General features: G+C 66.2%; 20 protein-coding genes. 11 read left to right on the forward strand and 9 right to left on the reverse strand.

Translation table 11 applies throughout. From position 1 onward, the window contains the following. Positions 1-908 precede the first annotated feature (908 nt). From Q4543_RS20155 to Q4543_RS20195, 9 genes are all read left to right on the forward strand, one after another. Entirely contained in the window at positions 909-1,988 is a 1,080-nt protein-coding gene (locus tag Q4543_RS20155; protein ID WP_303441295.1) for a cytochrome c3 family protein, read from the forward strand. 13 nt (positions 1,989-2,001) lie between these two features. Beyond that, complete coding sequence (locus Q4543_RS20160; protein ID WP_303441297.1) at positions 2,002-3,258, forward strand: hypothetical protein; 1,257 nt, start codon at positions 2,002-2,004, stop codon at positions 3,256-3,258. After that, complete coding sequence (locus tag Q4543_RS20165) at positions 3,255-4,037, forward strand: RnfABCDGE type electron transport complex subunit D (protein WP_303441300.1); 783 nt, start codon at positions 3,255-3,257, stop codon at positions 4,035-4,037. The genes Q4543_RS20160 and Q4543_RS20165 overlap by 4 nt, the downstream gene beginning before the upstream one ends. Next, positions 4,030-4,839 (forward strand): NADH:ubiquinone reductase (Na(+)-transporting) subunit C, encoded by an 810-nt coding sequence (gene nqrC / locus Q4543_RS20170; protein ID WP_303441302.1) that lies wholly within the window; start codon positions 4,030-4,032, stop codon positions 4,837-4,839. The genes Q4543_RS20165 and nqrC overlap by 8 nt, the downstream gene beginning before the upstream one ends. Beyond that, positions 4,836-5,498, forward strand: coding sequence for an NADH:ubiquinone reductase (Na(+)-transporting) subunit D (locus Q4543_RS20175; protein WP_303441303.1), 663 nt, complete (start codon positions 4,836-4,838; stop codon positions 5,496-5,498). Before nqrC ends, Q4543_RS20175 begins: the two co-directional genes overlap by 4 nt. Further along, positions 5,495-6,097, forward strand: coding sequence for an NADH:ubiquinone reductase (Na(+)-transporting) subunit E (nqrE, locus tag Q4543_RS20180; protein WP_303441304.1), 603 nt, complete (start codon positions 5,495-5,497; stop codon positions 6,095-6,097). The genes Q4543_RS20175 and nqrE overlap by 4 nt, the downstream gene beginning before the upstream one ends. Further along, complete coding sequence (nqrF, locus tag Q4543_RS20185) at positions 6,094-7,317, forward strand: NADH:ubiquinone reductase (Na(+)-transporting) subunit F (RefSeq protein ID WP_303441305.1); 1,224 nt, start codon at positions 6,094-6,096, stop codon at positions 7,315-7,317. Before nqrE ends, nqrF begins: the two co-directional genes overlap by 4 nt. Positions 7,318-7,391: 74 nt before the next feature. After that, the gene (nqrM, locus tag Q4543_RS20190; RefSeq protein WP_303441306.1) at positions 7,392-7,565 is read left to right on the forward strand and encodes a (Na+)-NQR maturation NqrM; all 174 of its coding nucleotides are present in this window, start codon (positions 7,392-7,394) and stop codon (positions 7,563-7,565) included. After that, complete coding sequence (locus tag Q4543_RS20195; RefSeq protein WP_303441308.1) at positions 7,562-7,957, forward strand: CBS domain-containing protein; 396 nt, start codon at positions 7,562-7,564, stop codon at positions 7,955-7,957. The genes nqrM and Q4543_RS20195 overlap by 4 nt, the downstream gene beginning before the upstream one ends. Before the next feature lie 144 nt (positions 7,958-8,101). On the opposite strand, the gene Q4543_RS20200 is transcribed toward Q4543_RS20195, so the two are convergent. After that, the gene (locus Q4543_RS20200) at positions 8,102-8,536 is read right to left on the reverse strand and encodes a MarR family winged helix-turn-helix transcriptional regulator (protein WP_216003809.1); all 435 of its coding nucleotides are present in this window, start codon (positions 8,534-8,536) and stop codon (positions 8,102-8,104) included. A 105-nt stretch (positions 8,537-8,641) separates the two neighbouring features. Here Q4543_RS20200 and Q4543_RS20205 point away from each other — a divergent pair, with 105 nt between their 5' ends. Beyond that, positions 8,642-9,070 (forward strand): organic hydroperoxide resistance protein, encoded by a 429-nt coding sequence (locus Q4543_RS20205; RefSeq protein ID WP_303441311.1) that lies wholly within the window; start codon positions 8,642-8,644, stop codon positions 9,068-9,070. A 419-nt stretch (positions 9,071-9,489) separates the two neighbouring features. Next, on the forward strand, positions 9,490-11,877 hold the full coding sequence (locus Q4543_RS20210; RefSeq protein WP_303441313.1) for a hypothetical protein: 2,388 nt from the start codon (positions 9,490-9,492) through the stop codon (positions 11,875-11,877). A gap of 95 nt (positions 11,878-11,972) precedes the next feature. Here the strand turns inward: Q4543_RS20210 and Q4543_RS20215 are convergent, their stop codons facing one another. The 8 genes from Q4543_RS20215 to Q4543_RS20250 form a co-directional block, all read right to left on the reverse strand. Beyond that, a complete protein-coding gene (locus Q4543_RS20215) occupies positions 11,973-12,506 on the reverse strand; it encodes a cysteine hydrolase family protein (RefSeq protein WP_303441315.1) in 534 nt (177 codons plus the stop codon). Beyond that, positions 12,503-13,513 carry an ABC transporter ATP-binding protein gene (locus Q4543_RS20220; protein WP_303441316.1) on the reverse strand — a complete coding sequence of 337 codons (1,011 nt, stop codon included), beginning with the start codon at positions 13,511-13,513 and terminating at the stop codon, positions 12,503-12,505. Before Q4543_RS20220 ends, Q4543_RS20215 begins: the two co-directional genes overlap by 4 nt. Then, positions 13,513-14,298 (reverse strand): ABC transporter permease, encoded by a 786-nt coding sequence (locus Q4543_RS20225; protein ID WP_303441318.1) that lies wholly within the window; start codon positions 14,296-14,298, stop codon positions 13,513-13,515. Before Q4543_RS20225 ends, Q4543_RS20220 begins: the two co-directional genes overlap by 1 nt. Further along, positions 14,295-15,158 carry an ABC transporter permease gene (locus Q4543_RS20230; RefSeq protein WP_216003803.1) on the reverse strand — a complete coding sequence of 288 codons (864 nt, stop codon included), beginning with the start codon at positions 15,156-15,158 and terminating at the stop codon, positions 14,295-14,297. The genes Q4543_RS20225 and Q4543_RS20230 overlap by 4 nt, the downstream gene beginning before the upstream one ends. Positions 15,159-15,242: 84 nt before the next feature. Further along, the gene (locus Q4543_RS20235) at positions 15,243-16,277 is read right to left on the reverse strand and encodes a PotD/PotF family extracellular solute-binding protein (protein WP_303441321.1); all 1,035 of its coding nucleotides are present in this window, start codon (positions 16,275-16,277) and stop codon (positions 15,243-15,245) included. Positions 16,278-16,329: 52 nt separating this feature from the next. Further along, positions 16,330-17,232, reverse strand: a complete 903-nt coding sequence (locus Q4543_RS20240) for a PfkB family carbohydrate kinase (protein ID WP_303441323.1) — start codon at positions 17,230-17,232, stop codon at positions 16,330-16,332. Continuing rightward, positions 17,229-18,221 carry an ADP-ribosylglycohydrolase family protein gene (locus Q4543_RS20245; protein WP_303441325.1) on the reverse strand — a complete coding sequence of 331 codons (993 nt, stop codon included), beginning with the start codon at positions 18,219-18,221 and terminating at the stop codon, positions 17,229-17,231. The genes Q4543_RS20240 and Q4543_RS20245 overlap by 4 nt, the downstream gene beginning before the upstream one ends. Before the next feature lie 2 nt (positions 18,222-18,223). Further along, entirely contained in the window at positions 18,224-18,931 is a 708-nt protein-coding gene (locus Q4543_RS20250; protein WP_303441326.1) for a GntR family transcriptional regulator, read from the reverse strand. Positions 18,932-19,085: the final 154 nt, after the last annotated feature.

Here is a 19,085-nt window from a genome sequence, read left to right on the forward strand (position 1 = left end):
GTCACACCCGGCCGCGCGCTGCGCTACGCCGGGGGCTCCGCGCGCGGCCTCCTACACCAAGCGTTGGGACACTACCGGCAACTGAGCGTCAAGGAACGTGTTCAGATCGAACGCTGGAAGCTGGTGAAATCCCCGTCCGGGAGATGCTACGCGTGCTGCAGCGCTCGAAAGCCACGAGACACCGCGAGATCAAGCGGAGCTGGATTGCGCCTCCGGGGCGGACATTGGTCAGGAAGCTGGAGGCGCAGGGCGGTTTTAGAGCTCGAGCTCAGGCAACTCTGCGACCAGCTCAACAACACGCCCCACGAATGCCTCGGCTGGAGACCTCCGGCCGAGGTCTTCCGCGAAAAGAGCATGCAAGAGATCTGCCGACGCACCTACCCTTGCAAGCAATGGAAGCCGCGCTTCAGGTAGGGCAAACCCTGTCGGGGAATCCTGCGTCAGTGCTGGGGCCGAGGCAAGCAATGGCCTGCGGCAAACCCGGCGGAGGTGCGTGCGCATCGGCATCGCTGCGTGGCGCGAACTTTCAGACAGGGAGTGGGAAGGCGTCGCGACCGCGATCCACCCTTCGCGCGGCAATGGTCGGAATTTGCCCCCGGCGCCTCACGCGGCTATTCGCCCCGAAGCGCTGTCGTGCTGTCGTGCTGTCGTGCTGTCGCAAGGTGCTCTTCAGAGCAATGTCGATTGCGCAATGTCATAGATCAATGTGGCAAGGCTGCTGATGAGCGACCATTTTACTGCCGGGCCCGTCAGGCAGGTTGGCCGGGTGTGAGTGCTGTAAACGTTTCTGTTAGCTGCCGCTGTCTGCCCCAAGCCTGTCGGGGTCGCGCGGATCGGGCTGCCTCTCTACGCAGCGCGATCCTTCAGTCACGGCTAGCGTTTTTGATCTTCGCGAAAGGACCAGCCCTGTGAACCGTGTCCCGTCAGCTTTGATAACAGGTCTCTTCGCCGCTTGCGCCAGTATCGCGTCTGGCCAGACGCCCCCGTCTCCGGAGGAGATTCTGAGCGCATGGCTCACCTCCCCGCACGCCAATTCGCAAAGCGAGGCGTTCCGGCATTGGGATACCGAAGGCGAGATCCCCGGCAATTGCGCCGTCTGCCATTCGACCACAGGTGTCGTCGATTATCTGGCAAGTTTTCCCACCATCGCCGGGGTGATCGATCACCCGGTCCCGATCGGCACCACCGTCGAATGCGCAGCCTGCCATAATCCCGGCGCAGATGCGCTGCGCGAGGTGCTGTTTCCCAGCGGGCAGACCATCGCGATGGCCGACGGCTCGGCCATCTGCACGGTCTGCCATCAGGGGCGGACCTCTGCCGACACAGTTGCCGCGGCGCTAGGCGGGCGCGCCGAGGATGAGGTCTCGGCCGATATCGCCTTCATCAATATCCACTACGCTGCCGCCGCCTCGACGCAGCTTGGCAGCGTGGTGCGCGGTGGGTTCGAATATGCCGGGCAGGACTATGCCGGGGCTTTCGCCCATGTCGAGGGGCTGAACACCTGCGTCAGCTGCCATGACGCCCATGAAACCAAGGTCGAGCTGAGCGCCTGCACAAGCTGCCATCAGGGCGTGAGCGATTTCCGCGCCATTCGCACCACGCCGACCGATGTGCTGGGCACCGGCGATATCAGCAGCGGAATCGCCATCGTCATCGACGATCTGCACGCGCGGCTTGAGGCTGCGATCATGGCCTATGCCTCTGGGGTTGGCAGCGCGCCCATCATCTATGCTGACCATGCCTACCCCTATTTCTTCAACGATCTGAACGCCGACGGCGCCGTGACGGAGGGCGAGGCAGCCTACCCCAACCGCTACCAGAGCTGGACACCGCGGCTGCTGCGGGCCGCCTATAATTACCAGTTCGTCAGCAAGGATCGGGGCGCCTTTGCGCATAACCCACATTACGCAATGCAGCTGCTGATCGACAGCATCACCGACCTCGCCGAGGTCGCACCGGTCGACGTGACCGGGCTGGTCCGGCCCTGAGGGGACCCGCCCGGTGCAGATCAGGTTTCGCAAGGGGCGCGATTTCGACATGGGTCCGGCTGCGGCCAATACGCCCGCGGTGGTGCGCGCGGTGCGCCGCGTCGGGCTGGAGTTTCGGGCGTTTCCCGGTCTGACCGTCGATGCGCTTGTGGCCGAGGGCGACCCGCTGCGCCGGGGCCAGACCCTGTGCGTCAGCCGACACCACCCCGAGATTGCCTTTGTCGCCAGTGCGGCTGGGCGGGTCAGCCGCATCCGCAAAGGCGCGCGGCGCCGGATTGACACCATCGAGATCGCGGTGCAGGGCGACGAGGAGTGCCGGTTTGACGTTGATCCGGCGCAGACGGATGATGCGGTGCTGCGGGCTCTGCTGCTGCAAAGCGGCGCTTGGGTGGCGTTTCGCACTCGCCCGTTCGGTCGCATCCCCGCCCCCGCAGATCAACCTTCGGCGATCTTTGTCACCGCGACCGCAGGCACCCCGCTTGCGCCCGATCCGGCGCAGGTTCTTGCACCGCAACTGGACGCCTTCGCGCGCGGGCTTGAGGCCTTGTTGCGCCTGACCCAAGGCGCGGTGTTTGTCTGCCAGCCCCCCGGCCCGGCGCTGGTGACGCCAAGGGAACGGCTGCGGATCGCCACGATTTGCGGGCCGCAGCCCTGCGGGCTGCCGGGGCCGCATATCCACCACCTCTGGCCGGTGTCGGCGCAGCGTTCGGTCTGGCAGATCGGCTATCAGGACGTGGCAGCGATCGGCGATCTGCTGAGCACCGGTCGGATCAGCGTCGACCGCAGCATATCGGTGGCGGGTCCCGGCTGTGACAGGGCGAGGCTGCTGCGCGCGCCGCTTGGCGCCGAACTGGCCGGGCTGCTGGACGAGACGCAACAGAGCGAAAAGCGGCTGATCTCGGGGTCTGCCCTGACCGGGCGCGAGCAGCGGTTTCTGGGGCGTCACGATCTTGAGGTGACGGTGATGAATCCGGCTTCAGACGCGCCGCGCGGGGCAGTGCGGGGCCTTGTTGCCTGGCTGTGCCAAGGCGGAACCGGGGCAACCCTGCCAAGCGAGGCTTTTGAAAGGCTGTTTCCCTTTGATCTGTTGCCGGTGCCCCTGATGCGCGCCCTCGCCGTGGGCGATATCGAGACGGTGGAGCGGCTCGGCGGGCTGGAACTGCTGGAAGAGGATCTGGCCCTGCTAAGCTGGCGCTGCCCGTCCGGCAGCGATTACGGCAGCCTGTTGCGCCATGCGCTCGACAGGCTCGCCGAGGAGCGCGCGCCATGAGCGATGCCCCCCGCCTCTGGGCCGGCAGCGAGGCGCTTGTCACCCTTGTAGCCGTCTCCGCCCCGCTCGTCGCGACGATCCTGCAACAGGGGCCGGCGCGGCTGGTTTTGCTGGCGTTCGGGCTGGGGCTGGCAACGTTCTGGCATCTGGTCTTTGCCCGGATCAGGCGGCGCTGGACGGGCTGGGATGGCCTCGTGACGGCCGCGATCTTTGCGGTTCTGGTTCCAGAGGCGCTGCCGCTCTGGCAACAGGGGCTGGCGCTGTCCTTCGGGCTGGTGATGGGCGATCTGGTCTTTGGCGGGCGCGGGCGCGGCTTTCTCAGCCCGGCGGCGGTTGCTCTGGCCTTTGCGTTGTTCTCTTTCCCGGTGAGCGCAGACGCCGCCCCCGGCCCCGCGAGCACCATTGCCGCGCTGGCAGGCGGCGCGGCGCTGCTGCTCGCGCGGGTCCTGTCGTGGCGGGTGGTTGCCGGGTTTGCGCTGGCCATGGCCGGCTTGCAGCTGCTGCAGCCGGGCTGGCCCGCCCTGCCGGGGGCGACGCTGATCCTTGGGCTGGTGTTTCTGATCGGCGATCCGATGGCGGCTGCCTGCACGAATGCCGGGCGCTGGGTCTATGGAGCGCTGGCGGGGGCCTTGGTCGCGCTGCTGGAAACGGCCGGCGGCGGCGCGCTGTCCTCGGTGGTCTTTGCCGCGCTGCTGGCGGGGATCTTTGCGCCGCTGATCGATCAGGGGGTGATCTGGGACAACGTGCGGCGACGCGCGCGCAGGCAGCGACATGGCTGAGCGGTCCCCTCTCTTCCTGTGGCGCCGGTTTCTGGCGCTGCCCAATGACAGCCGGGGCAAGACGCTGGGCGTTGCGCTCCTCGTGGCGCTGATCTCGGCGCTTGGCGTCTCGGTGACCTCGGTGCTGCTCGAACCGCGCCAGCAGGCCCATCTTGACGCGGCGCGCGAGGCAAAGCTGGCGGGAATGATCGCGGCGCTGCCGGGTCTGGGCGATCTGCTGCGCGAGACCGGGGCCGAAACGCTGGAGGCCGTGCTCGTCGATCTGGCAAGCGGCACGATCCGCAAAGACGCCGATCCGCAAAGCTACGATTTCCTCGCCGCGCAGAGCGATGCCGCCCGGACAACGGCGCTGAGCCCCGAACAGGACATCGCCGGGATCGCGCGCCGCCCGGACCTTGCCCCGGCCTATCTGCTGCGCGGGCGGGATGGTCTGGCGCTGGTGGTGCTGCCGGTCTACGGGACCGGCTATCAATCGGTGATCCGCGCCTATCTTGCCCTGTCGGCCGATCTGACCACCATCGCGGGCCTCAGCATCTATGAACAGGGCGAAACGCCGGGGCTGGGCGCGCGGATCACCGATCCGGGCTGGCAGGCGCTCTGGTCAGGCAAACAGGCCGTAAACGCCTCAGGAGAGATCGTCATCGCCGTGGTGCGCGGCGGGGCCACGGGCCTGCGCGAGATCGACGGCATTTCCGGCGCCACGCGCTCAAGCATGGGCGTGGCGCGGATTGTCCAGTTCTGGCTCGGCCCCGATGGCTTTGGCCCGTTCCTTGCCGCCCTGCGTTCGGGAGAAGAAAGATGAGCAAGCGCGCCCTGCATCACCTCACCGCCCCGCTGATCGACGGCAATCCGATCACGTTGCAGATCCTTGGGATCTGCTCGGCGCTTGCCGTGACCACCTCGATGGCCACCGCCCTGACCATGAGCCTTGCGCTGACCGTTGTGCTGACCGCCGCCAGCGCGCTCATCTGCCTTGTGCGCCATCATCTGCCCAATGCGATCCGGCTGGTGGTGCAGATCACCATCATCGCCTCGCTGGTCATCGTCGCCGACCAGATCCTCCGCGCCTATGCCTTCGAGATGAGCCAGAGACTGTCGGTCTTTGTCGGGCTGATCGTGACCAATTGCATCGTTCTGGGCCGGGCCGAGACCTTTGCCATGCGCAACCCGGTCTGGCCCAGCGTTCTGGATGGGCTTGGCAACGGGCTTGGCTACAGCCTTGTGCTGATGCTTGTCGCCGCGATCCGCGAGGGGCTTGGCGCGGGCGCGCTGTTCGGGGTGCAGCTGCTGCCGCTGGTCTCAAACGGTGGCTGGTTTCAGCCGCTTGGGTTCATGCTGCTCGCCCCCAGCGCGTTTTTCATCATCGGCCTGCTGATCTGGGCGATCCGGACCCGCCGCCCCGAGCAGGTCGAACCCAATGATTTTCCGCTCCGCGAGCGGTTGGGTGGGGATCGGCCATGAGCGAGCTGTTCCTGCGATCCGTCTTTCAGGAGAACCTTGCGCTGTCGTTCTTTCTGGGCATCTGCACCTTTCTGGCGGTGTCCAAGCGGGTTGATACCGCGCTGGGGCTCGGGCTGGCGATGATCGTGGTGCAGGGGGTCACGGTTCCGGTGAACCACCTGATCTTTCGCGGCCTGCTGGTCGAGGGCGCCTGGGCCTGGGCGGGATTGCCAGAGGTCGATCTGACCTATCTGAAACTGATCTGTTTCATCAGCGTCATCGCCGCCATCGTGCAGATCCTTGAAATGACGCTGGATCGGTTCGCACCGGGGTTGCACCGCAGCCTCGGGATCTTCTTGCCGCTGATCACGGTGAACTGCGCCATCCTCGGGGGCAGCCTGTTCATGGTCGACCGGCGCTACGATCTGCCGCAAAGCGTGGTCTATGGTCTGGGCAGCGGCATCGGCTGGGCGCTGGCCATCATCGCCTTTGCCGCGATCCGGGAACGGCTGCGCTATGCCGATATCCCCGAAGGACTGCGCGGATTGGGCATCGCCTTCATCGTCACCGGCCTGATGTCGATGGGGTTCTCGGCCTTTGCCGGGCTGGGCCAGCCATGAGCGAGGTGGCTCTTGGCAGCGCTGTCTTTGTCGCCATTGTGCTGATCGTGGCCTGCGTCATCTTGCTGGCACGGGCGTTTCTGTTGCCCTCGGCCCCGGTTACCATTCGGATCAATGATCGCATGGGCATTGGCGCGCGCAGCGGCGAGCGGCTTCTGACGGCTCTGGCCGACGGCGGCATCGCCGTGCCCGCAGCCTGTGGGGGGGGCGGAACCTGCGGGCAGTGCCGGGTGCGGATCGACAAAGGCCGCCGCCCTGCCCTGCCGACCGAGGCCGCCCTGCTGTCGCGCGCCGATCTTGCCTCCGGGCTGCGGCTGGCCTGCCAGACAACGCTTCGCGCCGATCTGGCCGTGACCCTGCCCGAAACCATGCTGAGCGCCCGCAGCTGGGCGTGCAGGGTCGTTTCCAGCCGCACGGTGGCCCCGATCATCCGCGAGATCGTGCTGGCGCCGATGGGCGATGCGCCGTTCACCTTCACCCCCGGTGCTTTTGTGCAGGTCGAGGCCCCGGCCTATGATTTGGCCTTCAGCGACTATGACATCGCGCCCGAGCATCGCGCCGCGTGGGATCAGCAGGGCCTTGATGCGCTGCGCGCGCAAGGCCCGGGCGGTGTGTCACGCGCCTATTCCATCGCGAACCACGCCGCAGCGGATGCCGGTCACATCGTGCTGCTGATCCGGCTGGCCCTGCCACCGCCGGGGGCGCCGGACGCCTTGCCGGGCGTCGTATCGTCATGGCTGTTCGGGCGTCGCGCCGGCGATCCTGTCAGCGTGACCGGCCCGTTCGGCAGTTTCGCGGCGCAGGACAGCACGCGCGAGATGGTCCTGATCGGCGGCGGCGTCGGCATGGCGCCACTGCGCGCGATCATCTCGGATCAGCTCGAACGCCAACGCAGCCACCGCAATATCAGCTTCTGGTACGGAGCGCGCAGCCGCGTGGACCTGTTCTATGACGAGGAATTCTCGCGGTTGCAGGCAGAATTCCCCAATTTCCGCTGGACAGTGGCGCTATCTGATCCGGCGCCGGATGACGACTGGCACGGCGAAACCGGCTTTATCCACGAGGTGGCGCTGCGCGGTGGGCTGGCCGCGCATCCCGCCCCGCATGACTGCGACTACTACCTGTGCGGCCCGCCGATGATGATCAAGGCGGTGCTGTCGATGCTTGACGATCTGGGCGTTGATCGCGAGCGGATCTTCAACGACGATTTCGGAGCCTGACCCATGCCGATGTGCCAAGCTTGGCTTTCTGACATACCGGCTCACGGGCCGGATCAACTGAGGTTGGGGCGGCAATGGCAGAATTCCTGATCACCCTTGGCGTGCTGCTCTGCGCCGTCGCCGGGCTTGGCATCGGGGCGATCTTTGGCCGCGCGCCGATCAAAGGGTCCTGCGGCGGGCTGTCCTGCATTGCGGGCGCGGATTGCGCGGCCTGCCCGAACCGCACCCAAAGGGGCGATCAGTCATGACCAAGCGGCCACGCATTGCAGATTACATGACGTGCGATCTGATCCAGCTTGGGCCGGATCTGGAGATCCTGCATGCGATGAAGACCCTGCTGGAACACCGGATTTCTGGCGCACCCGTGGTGGATGCCAAGGAACGCCTCATCGGGGTGCTGTCCACGAAGGATTGCCTGCGCGCCGCCTTGCATGGCGCCTATCATCAGGAATGGGGCGGGCGGGTCGCGCGTTACATGACCAAGGATCCCGTGACGCTCGACGCCGATCTCGATCTGGTGGCCGCCGCCGAGCGGTTCCTCGCCAGCGAGTTCCGCCGGTTTCCGGTGTTGCGCGACGGCAAGCTTGTCGGGCAGGTCAGCCGCGGCGATCTTCTGCGTGCGCTGCTGGATCAATGGTAGCGCGCAGCCTCGTCCCGCATCACGGCGCGATGACGCGCGGGGGCCAGACCCGCAAGACGGTCTTGCAAATCCGGGGCCGATTTCACGCCGGCAGACCGGAACCGCCCGACCCCAGAGGCCAGCGGGATGTCAGCCTCCGCGCGCTCAGCTGTCCAGGGCGCGCAGATGCCCGGCCAGTCGCAGCAGCACATCCCGTGTCTGGCGCAAATCGTCCGACTGCCCGCTCAACCGATCCTCAAGGCAGCGGGTGACCCCCTCGGCCCGGGCCTCTAGCGCGCGTCCGGCGGGGGTCAGGGCAATGCGCACCTGCCGTTCATCCACCGTATCGCGCTGGCGGCTGAGCAGACCGGCTTTCTCCAGCCGCTTGAGAAGCGGCGTCAACGTGCTGGATTCAAGATGAACCTGCGCGCCGATCTCTTTGACCGTCGGAGATTCCGGGCCGGTCCAGAGCACCGTCATGACCAGAAACTGAGGATAGGTCAGTCCCAGCGGCGCCAGCATATCGCGATAGGCGTGCTGCATGGCAAGGCTGGCCGAATAAAGCGCGTGGCAGAGCATGTCATCAATGGGTCTGGTCATGGTGGGCAATTTATATCGCGCGCTATTTATTTGCAAGCTATTGAATGCTTTTGAAGGCGTGCCATATGTATCGCACACAACCTAATCGACCACGAAGGACACGCCATGACCACCGATGTGAAATACTGGACAGAAGCCTATGCAACGGGCGGCGGACGCAATGGTCTCGCCGGGCTGACGTCGGGAACCCTGACCGTAACGATGACCAGCCCCAAGGAGCTCGGCGGATCGGGCGCAGGCCACAATCCAGAGCAATTGTTCGCAACCGGCTACGCGGCCTGCTTCCTCAGCGCGATGCATTTCGCGGCGCGCAGCGAAAAGCTCGGGACCGTTCCGGAAGACGCCCGGGTCGAGGCGAAAGTCGGCATCGGGCCGCGCAGCGACGGCGGCTTTGGGCTGACGGTCGCGCTGTCGGTCACCCTGCCCGGTGTCGAGCGCGCCACTGGCGAAAAGATCGTAGAGCGCGGACATGCCATCTGCCCCTATTCCAACGCTGTCAGCGGCAATATCGAGGTCACAACCTCGTTGGCGTGACCATCGGCGGGCTCAACGGCAGCAGCGATCACACGCCTGTCTCATTGATCGGTGCAACCTGCACCGCTGACATCGCATTTCATACCGCCCTGCAATATCTTGCGGGGCGTACTTAAACCGATGGATCAACAAGCGATGGCCACCAACCCCGCAACGCCTCGCAACCGCGCCATCGGCTTTGTCTTCCGGCTTCACAATCTGCTGCCCGTCGACACAGCGCCTGAAATCCTGCGAATATCCATTTGCATACGAATATCTTTGAGTATTCTTCACCGGAGAGATTGCCTGACGCCTCATCAAAGGTCCGGGTGATGAAACCCCCTTGCATCAAACCGGCTCTGCCGTCCGTCAACCTGACAGACAACAATCGCACCTCCGCCGGACCCACCCAACCGGATGCCAGAAAAAGGTCTTAACTCGTGCCCGCCCATGCTGCGTCCCGCCTTGATGCCTATTATTTCTGGGGGGCGCTGCCCTCGCCGGACAGGCTGCGCCGCCAACTGACGGCGTTCCGCGATCAGGGCTTTTCCCGGATCTACATTCAGGCCCGGCTGTCCATGCCCAGAGCCGTCTACCTGTCGCCTGAATACCTGAAGACCTACGCACAGGCCGTTGAGATCATATCAGATCTTGGCTTGAAGGCCGGGTTATACGATGATTACGCATGGACCAGCGGACAGGCCGGAGGGCGCACCGTCGAGGGCGCCGAGCACCTGCGCGAACGCCATGTCTTCTGGACCCGCGGCGCTGCGCCAGAGCTGACGATCCGCCAGATCCGCGCCACGCTTGGGGCCTCGCTTGGCCCGGCGGTGCGCGACTGGACGCATGAGGGCGGCACGGTGGATTGCGACGCATGGCAGCCCGTGGGCGCCGTGCTGGAACATGCCGATGGCAGAACCGAGGACGTGAGCGCCCATGTCACCGCGCAGGGCGACACTGGCCGGTTCCGCCTGTCGCGCCCGCTGCCCGAAGGCGCGCGCTGGACGGTCTTTGCCGCGGCGCGGCTGCGCAATTCGCGGATCATCAATTACCTGATGCCAGAGGCTGGCGCCCGCTTTGTTGAAATTGGCCTGCACCCCTATGCCGAGGCCTTGGGCGATCATCTGGGCCGCACCGTTGATTGCCTGTTCTACGACCAGCCCGCCCCCAGCCTGCTTGACTGGCAGGGGCGGTTTGGCAATCTGCGCAACTCCCTGCCGTGGAGCGACGCGCTGGCCGAAAAGCTGTCAACGCACGGCCCGCTCGCGCCGCAGCTCTGGGCGCTGCTCGATGATGGCGCGCCGGGGAATGGCCTCATCCGGGCGCGTGTCTACCGGACCGTGACCAGCATGATGCAACAGGCGTTCTTTGCTCCGCTGCGGGCGTTCTGCGAGGCCCATGGCCTGACCCTGACCGGCCATGAAATCCTGCCCCATGTCGCCAGTATGGCGCTGAACGGCGGGTTTTCGGCGATCGACCCGCGGGTGGCGATGGCGGCGGATTTCTTCGGCACCGATCTGTGGCGGGACCAGACCTCGGTCGATGCCAACAATCTCGGGGCGCAGTTGGCCCCGCTGCTGGGCGACAGCATCGCGCGGGCCTCCGGGCGGCGCGGCGCGTGGACAGAGCTCTACCTGACCTCGCAGCGCAGCGAGCACCGCGCCATCGGCCAGTGGGAAATCACCCCGCAGGCGCTGCGCGCGCAGCTGATCCGGCTGCACATGCTGGGGGCCAGCCGGGTGATCCTGCATGCGCTGTTCGCCGAGGCGGGCGATGCGCGGCCAGAGCCGCTGGCCAATATGCGCTTTGATTTCGCGCCGGGCTACAACCTGCAACCCTGGTGGCCGGTGATGGGCGCGATCGGCGCCGAGGCCGCAAGGCTGGCGGATTTCATCGAAGGTGCCAGCCCGCCGGAACAGGTGGCGCTGCTGTACCCATATGAGACGGCGCTGCGCAAAGGGCCGCGCCATGACCATGCGCGCCGTTTCGGGAGCTGGTGCGAGTGGCTTCTGGCGCAGGGCCATCGCCCGCTGATCGTGGATGAGCACGGGCTGGCGCAGGTGCAGGGCGGCAGGCTTTACGGCGCGCGCCTTGCCGCCCTTGCCCTGCCCGGGCCGGTCACCCTGCGCGATCCGGTCCGGCATGGCCTTGCGACCTACACTTCCCCGCCAGCAGAGCCGCTGTTGACCGCCTCGCCCATCGTCGCCGCGCAGCCCGGCCTGCGCGCGCTGGTGGCGGGTGTTGATGCGGCGGGCCAGTGGCGCATCGTGCTGTTCAACGAAGGCGCCGCCCCGCTGACCGCGCAGATCGCCTTCGCCGGTGCAGCGCGCGAGCTGGCGCTGGAAGCGCAGGAATTGCGCTGCCTGACGCTGCCCGCCGATGGCGGCGCTCGAATCCCGGCGCCCTCTGCTGCATCATCCGTGGCGCAGGTGCTCGACGACGGCTGGACGCTAAAGATCGACGGGCGGACCCAGCCCGTCAGGGTGACATCAGGGTGGCAAGCGCAGGGCCATCCGGCCTATTCCGGGACGGGGCATTACGAATGCCACTTTGTCATTAAGGCGGCGGAGCATCTGGCGTTGCTGCTGCCGGGGCTTGCCTGCGCGGCGCGCGTCACGCTCGACGGGCGCGACATGGGCACATGTTGCCACGCGCCGTTCCGCGTAAGCCTCGGGCTGCTTGCCCCCGGCCCGCACCTGCTGCGGATCGCGGTGTTCAACACCATGGCCAACGCGTTTTACGCCGATACCCCATTTGCAGGGCCGGGCTGGCCGGATGTCAGCGGCCTGACGCAGCCTCCGGTGCTGATCCACGAAGGCGCCAGCTGATGCGTTATGCGCCGCAGCGCCATTGCCCCAAAATGCGCGGCGGCAAAGGCGCGGCAGGGCGGATCGTGTCGTAAGGTCCGGTGTCGCCCGCGCGCCTAAGCGCCCGCCAGCACTTGTGCGGTCGACACCACACGGCACATCGGGGCGCGATCCGCCATCACCGCCACTGCCGCGCGGTGCAAGGCCTCGGTCCCGGCGGCGCAGGCATCTTCGACCAGCCGCAGGTTGCGCCCGGCGTCCACTGCCTCGACAGCGGTGCCCAGCACGCAGCAATCGGTGGCGACGCCGCACAGGGTCAGGCAGGCATCGGCGGGCAGAACCTGTTCCGCCTCGCGCCACTTGGCGAAACGATGGCTGGCGATCGAGCGATAGCCCTGCCAGCGCCCATCGACCTGCCACAGCCAGTCCGATCCGGGCGCAACCGCAAACTCCCATTGCGCGTAATAGGCGCGCCATGCGCCAGCCGGGGACTCTGGCGGCACGAAGCGGGTGAACAGCACCCGGTCTTCGAACAGCGGCAGCATCTGCCCGATGCGCTCGGCGCAGCGCTCATAGCCCGGCGTGCACCACGGGCTTTCAGCCGCGCCAAAGCCCGGCTGCATGTCGATCACCAGCAGCCAGTCGTTCATGCCCGCACCGCCATCGTGTCTTCGGGGCGCCAGTTCAGCCAGACCGCGCCATCGCCGGTGATTTCGGGGATGTCGCGATCGCGGGCGATCAGCTTCCACTGCTGGCCCTCAACTTCGATCAGGCAGGTGGCCATGGCCCCGGCAAAGACCCGCTGCGTCAGCCGCCCCGCCACGGCGTTCATGCCATCAAGCCGCGCCTGTGCCATCGACAGCGCCTCTGGCCGCACCGCAAAGCTGTGGCCGCTGGCGGGCTGCGGCAGCCTCAGCCCCGAAAGCCAACTTTCGGGAACCCAGTTGGCATCGCCCAGAAAACCGGCGGTGAAGGCGTCGACCGGTTTGTCATAGACCTCTCGCGGCGGGCCGACCTGAACGATGCGCCCGTCCTTCAGGATGCCGATGCGGTCCGACAGGGTCAGCGCCTCTTCCTGATCATGGGTCACAAAGATCGTGGTGATGCCGATCTCGCGCTGGATGCGTTTCAGTTCGATCTGCATATCCACGCGCAGGGTCTTGTCGAGCGCCGAAAGCGGCTCGTCCAGCAGCAGCACCTTGGGGTTGGTCACGATGGCCCGCGCCAGCGCCACCCGCTGCCGCTGCCCGCCCGAAAGCTGGCTCGGGCGGCGGTCGGCCATCGAGCCCAGCTGCACCAGCTCCAGCGCCTCGGCGATGCGGCGTCTTTCCTCGGCGGCGGCGACCTTGCGCACCCGCAGGCCAAAACCGACGTTGTCGGCCACGCTCATGTTGGGAAACAGGGCGTAGTTCTGGAACATCATGCCGATGTCGCGCTTTTCCACCGGCACGTTTTCGACGTTGCGATCACCGATGCGGATCGCTCCCGTTTGTGCAAAGTGAAACCCCGCGATGGTGCGCAGCAGTGTGGTCTTGCCCGACCCCGAGGGGCCCAGCAGGGCAAAGAACCCGCCATCCTCAAAGCTGATGGACACATCGTCCAGCGCCACGGTCTGGCCAAACCTCTTGGTCACGTTCTGTACGTCGACGGCGGACATCAGCGGTCTCCTGCGAATCTGGAATAGCGGGTGGCAAGGAACATGATCAGCATCGAGACGGCGATGATGATGGTCGAGATCGCGTTGATCTCGGGGGTGAACCCCTTGCGGATGGCGGTGTAGATCAGCACCGGCAGCGTGCTGTCTCCCGGTTCCGACAGGAAGTAGCTGACCACGAACTGATCGAAACTGACGGCAAAGGCAAACAGCCCCCCTGCCACCACGCCCGGCGCGATCCACGGCAGCGTCACCCGGCGCAGCACCGTCCAGCTGTTTGCGCCCATCGAACGCGCCGCCTCTTCCAGCGTGATGTCGAAACTCGACAGCCGGGCGGTAACGGTGACGATGACATAGGGCAGCGCCAGCGCGACATGGCCGATGATCACCGCAGGCGTGCCGCGCCCGATGCCGATGGCAAAGAAAAAGATCAGCATGGCGGTGCCGGTGATCAGCCACGGAATGGCGATTGGCGGGAACAGCAGCACCATCAGCACCTTCTTGCCGGCAAAATCATAGCGGAACAGGCCAATCGACGCCGCCGTGCCAAGGGCGGTCGCCACCAGCGTCGTGACCATGGCAATGCCGACAGAACGCAGCGCCGCGCTGAGGATCTGCCCATTGCCCGCCATCTGCTGATACCAGCGGGTCGAGAGTTCAAAGGGCAGCTGGTAGAACGGCGAGGCGTTGAACGACATCGCCGCCATCACAAGGATCGGCGCGTAGAGAAAGAACAGGATCGCGAAAAGCCAGAGTTTCCCGATCATCGGCAGCAGCGAGCGGTTCATGTCCGGGCCTTTCCAAGGATGGGGCTGGCACAGGCAAGGATCAGCAGAACCACCGCCAGCAGGGTAAAGGACAGCGCCGCGCCAAGCGGCCAGTTGTAGACCGAAACGAACTGATCCTCGATCAGCGTGCCGTAATAGGTGCCCATACGCCCGCCAAGGATGCGCGGCTCCATGAAAGAGCCAACCACCGGCACAAACACCAGAACCGCGCCCGCCAGCAGCCCCGGCAACGACAGCGGCAGCAGGATGCGCCGCAGGATCGTCAGCTTCGACGCCCCCATGGACCGGGCGGCATCCACCAGATCATCGTCGATGGCCTGAAGCGCCAGATACGAGGTCAAGATGACATAGGGCAGGTAGCTGTGGATCAGCCCGATCACCACGGCATGGGTGGTGAACATCAGCTCGAGCCGCAGCTCGAAGGGCAACAGCCAGTTCAGCGCGTGTTCCAGCATGCCGTTGCCCCGCAGCACGATGGCCCATGAAAAGATCCGCACCAGCGAGTTGGACCAGAACGGCAGGATCACCAGCAGGAACAGCGTCTCGCGCGCCCGGCCCTTGATGGTGCGCGCCAGCACCAGCGCGCAGGGATAGCCGATCAGCACGCAGCCAAGCGTGACCATCAACCCCAGCTTCACCGATTTCCACATCAGGATGGCATAGGTCGGATTTGTCAGAAAGCGCGCATAATTGTCGAACGTGGCGCTCCAGTCCGGGTTGTCCTGCGGCAGATCCGTCAGGAAGCTGAAGAACAGCATGGCGGACAGCGGCAGGAACACCGCCAGCGTCAGCCAGAGATAGGCCGGCGACAAAAGCGCGAACAGGCGTCTGCGGTCCGCCGAAGCGGTGAGTTCGGTCATGCCGATCTCCTTGCATTGCGGGGCGGTCAAGTGGGGCGGGCCCGGGCTGAACGCCCGGACCCAGCGCTTTGGCAGGCGCCTGCGTTACTGGCGCGCCTTCAGCGTCTGCCAGATTTCCAGATACTGCTCCTTGGTGGCATCCTCGACAGGCACCTGAAACTGGACGCGGGCCAGCACCTCGGGGTCGCCCAGCACACGGCGGTTGAACGCCTCTTCGGGCAGCGCTGCGGCGGCCTTGGCATTGGCGGGGGCCGGCGAGCCTGCCTTGTCCCACGCGACGTAGAATTCCGGGTCAATCATCCAGTTGATGAAGGCTTCGCCCGCCGCCTTGTGCTCGGATGTGGCGGGAATGGACAGGGCATCCAGCCAGCCGATGGCGCCTTCCTCGGGGATGATGAATTCGATCTCCAGCCCCTGCGCGATCGAGCGCACCGCCGAGCCGGACCAGTAGGTCGCGATATCAAGCTGCCCCGAGGCCATGGACTGGTTCCAGTCGTTCTCGCTGCCCCAGAAGGTCAGCAGGTTGGGCAACAGCGCCGCCAGCTTGTCCTTGACCGCCTCGATGTCCTTGATGTCGTTGATGTCCTGACCGGTGGCCAGCGCCCCGATCTGCATCGCCTCGATGGCGTCATCGCGGATCGAGACATGGCCTTCGTATTTCGGATCCCACAGCGCCTCGATGCTGCTCGGGGCCGCGTCGACCGATTGGGCGTTGATCGCAAAAGAGGTCAGCCCCCATGTCCAGGGCACGCCATATTGCGCGCCGTCGATCTTCTGCATCGGGTCATCGGCGAATTTGGCGGGGATGCCGTCGAAATTCGACAGCGCCGCGGTGTCGATGGGGGCAATCAGCCCCTCGGCGGCGGCCTGCTGGGTGAAGGTCGCGTTGATCATCACCACGTCATAGGCACCGGGATTGGTGCGCAGCTTGGTCAGCATCTCCTGTTCAGAGTTGAAATATTCATGAACAACGGTGTGGCCGGTGGCCTCTTCGAAGGGCTTGGTGGCAAAGTCCTGATCGGTGCCGTAGCCCTGCCAGTTCAGCACGCGGATCTCATCCGCCAGGGCGCCGGTCGCGCTCAGCGCGGCAACGGACAGGGAAAGCAGGAAGGTCTTCATCTTTGGGTCTCCAGATTGGGGGTTGCGGGGGCTTGGCGCCCCTCTCTTGGTCTCACAGCAGGGCATCGACCTCTGCGCGTGCGGGGGCGGTTGCCGGCCCGGCCCGGGTCGTGGACAGGGCGGCAGCGATATTGGCGTAGCGGGCGGCGCGCAGGGCATCGCCGCTGGCGGCAAGCGCGGCGATGAAGCTGCCGATATGGCAATCGCCAGCGCCGTTGGTATCGATGGCAGCAACGCGGTGGGCGGGCAGCTGGTGGACCTGATCCCCGGTGCAGAGCAGGCAGCCGTTTGCGCCCTGCCGCAGAACCGCGCCCCGGCGGTTCGCGGCCAGCGCGCGCAGGGCAGGCAGAGCCTCGCTCTCGCCGGTCAGCACGGCGGCCTCATCGGCATTGGCGCTGATCCAGTCGGCGCGGGCCAGAACCGGTTGCAGATAGGCCGGGTCGAGCAGCCCCGCCACCGGCGAGGGATCGAAGATCACCGTGATGGCGCGCGGCAGCTGCGCGATCCATCCCGCCAGATCGCGGCGCGCCTGCGGGTAGTGCAGCGAATATCCTGACAGCAGCACATGGCTGACCGGGGACAGGTCGATCTGATCCAGCGCGGCGCGGCTGATGTCGCCTTCGGCGCCCGGAAAGCTGATGAAACTGCGTTCGCCATCGGGTTCGAGCAGCACGGTGCAGCAGCCCTGATCACGATCCTTCAGGGCGGGGCGGGCCAGTGAAATCCCCCGCGCCTGCAACTCTGTCGCGACCATCGCCGCCATTGGTCCGCTGCCCAGCGATCCGCCAAGCCGCACCGCCATGCCAGCGGCGCGGGCCGCAACCATGGCGTTGAACCCGCCCCCCGGCGCCATGGAGAACCCGCTGACCTCGGCCTCGCCCCCCGACGGGGGCAGCGCCCGGACGTTGTAGATCATGTCCACCACCGGCCCGGTCAGCTGCAACAGCAGGCTCATGCCACGGCGCCCGCGCGCAAGGCCAGCAGGCCGTCGGCGATGCGCTCGATGTCCAGATCATTGGCGGCCATCACCTGCGCCGCCGCCTGCGCCGGAACGGTGCCGCCAAGCGCGCCGCACATCGAACCGACGATGGCGCCGATGGTGTCGGTGTCATCGCCCGCATTGGCGGCGATCACCAGCGCGGTCCACAGATCGCCCTTTGCCAGTTTCAGGATGCCGAAGGCCGCCGGCACGCTTTCCCGGCTGGCGACAGAGGTGCCGATGCCCGCAATCAGCGCCTCTTCGCCCTGTTCCGACAGCGTCAGCGCCAGCTCGATCCGCGCCGCCATGTCCGGCTCGCCCACGGCAAAGCCAAGGGCCTGCCCGTCGCGGCAGGCCAGCAACGCGGCGCTCAGCGCCTGCTCCAGCGATTGCCCGGCAATGCCGCAGCTGATCAGCATCGCAACGGCGGCGGCAGCGGCGATGGCCTCTCCGGTGTTGTGGGTAACCCGGCAGGTGCGGGCGACCCGCGCCACCAGCTCGGGCCGGCTTGGCGGCATCATCAGCCCGATGGGGGAAATCCGCATGGCGGCGCCGTTGGTGGTGCCCGCCTTGCCGGTTTCCTCTGGCGATGCCCCGGCCAGCAGCGCGTCGATGGCGCGCCGCGAAGACGGGCCCAACAGGTCGGCCAACCCCTTGGCGCGGATCTTGGCCTCCCATTCCAGCAGATCGCGCGCCCAGCCGGCATCGTCAAAGGTATCGGGCTTCGCGATCAGCCGCTTGGCCAGCAGCAGCGTCTGTTCGGTATCGTCGGTGACCTGCGCGGCCTTCAGCCCGTGCGACACCGGATGCCCCTCGAAGGGCGCAAGGAAGCGCTCGATGCGGCCATATCTGGCGCGGGCCTCGGCGCGCGGCAAGGTCTGGGCGGGCATGCCAAGCGCATCGCCCGCCGCAAGGCCCAGCAGGGTAGATATCGCACGGGCGCGCGCGGCGGCGGTCGCGGTCATCTTCAGAACTCCATGTGCAGGCCGAAAAGCTCTGGATCCAGAAGGCTTTCGACATATTCCATCACCTCGCCCGACGCGGTGCGGGTCAGGCGGCGCAGGCGCAGCATCGCCGAGCCCGCAGGGCGCCTGAGCAACAGCGCATCTTCGTCAGACAGGGCGGGCAGCACATTGGCCCATTCCTCGCCCGAGGCCGCGACGATGTTGCGATTTTCCAGCGTGCGGCTGAGCGAGCCCTCTTCCAGCCCCTCGGTCAGGATGCTGGCAAACCCGTCTCGCCACGGCACCCGCGAGCGTTCCAGCGTCAGCGCGACGCCGGTTTCCTCGCGAAAGCGGATGCGGTCCAGCGCCAGCACCTCGGGCGCATCAAAGCCCGGCGCGCTGAGATCCATCGGAATGCGGGCGATATTGATGATCCGCGCCCCCAGCCGCGCCCCGCTGTCGGATAGCGAGATGCTCCAGCCAGCGCTGTTGTCCAGCACCGCGCCGCCGTAGGTCACAAAAGAGCCAATGCCCACCCTTGTCTGGATCAGCCCCTTGGCCGACAGGATGCCCAGGCCCTTGCGCACCGTCGCGCGGGACACGGCAAAGCGTTCGACAAGGGCGTTTTCGCTGGAGAGCGCCGCGCCGTCATGCAACGCGCCAGAGCGGATTTCCTCTTCGAGAAGACGCGCGATCTTCTGCGGTTTGCTCTCTGGTCCGATCCCGTGCATCTCGAACACTCCTGTCTATACCTGTATGCTAAACAGGTGCAGACAGGTCTGTCCAAGAAATACGGCGGCGGGCTGAAAGTTTTTCGAACCATGCCCGGTATCGCATCACGCGGCGATGTTACGAGCGCTGAAAACACCGCCTGCCTTGGCAGGC

The organism is Salipiger sp. 1_MG-2023, from assembly GCF_030547555.1.
Lineage (GTDB): Bacteria > Pseudomonadota > Alphaproteobacteria > Rhodobacterales > Rhodobacteraceae > Salipiger.